Genomic DNA, 295 nt, shown 5'->3' with positions numbered 1-295 from the left:
GAATAGTTGAGATACTAATGGAGCTTTCCAAAGCCGTCTGTCTGCTTGTAAAAAAACAACACACAGTAAAGGGGGTGCATAGATTATGAACAATACTGATGTGCCTATCTGGGAAAAATATACGCTGACGATTGAAGAAGCGTCTAAATACTTCCGCATTGGCGAAAAAAAATTGCGTAAATTAGCCGAAGAAAATATTGACGCTGGCTGGGTTATCGTGAACGGTAATCGTATTCAGATTAAGCGAAAACAATTTGAAAAAATCATAGATACATTGGACGAAATCTAATGTCAT

At 37.3% G+C, this 295-nt stretch carries 1 protein-coding gene; it reads left to right on the top strand.

Features of this window, described 5'->3' with window-relative positions; translation table 11 throughout:
• Positions 1–85 precede the first annotated feature (85 nt).
• Positions 86–289, top strand: coding sequence for an excisionase (locus PZH32_RS13210; protein WP_004613735.1), 204 nt, complete (start codon positions 86–88; stop codon positions 287–289).
• Positions 290–295: the final 6 nt, after the last annotated feature.

The organism is Adlercreutzia equolifaciens (assembly GCF_029076695.1).
Taxonomy (GTDB): Bacteria; Actinomycetota; Coriobacteriia; order Coriobacteriales; family Eggerthellaceae; genus Adlercreutzia; species Adlercreutzia equolifaciens_A.
The sequence above is the reverse complement of the archived record's forward strand: the minus strand, read 5'-3'. Positions and strand labels throughout refer to the sequence as shown.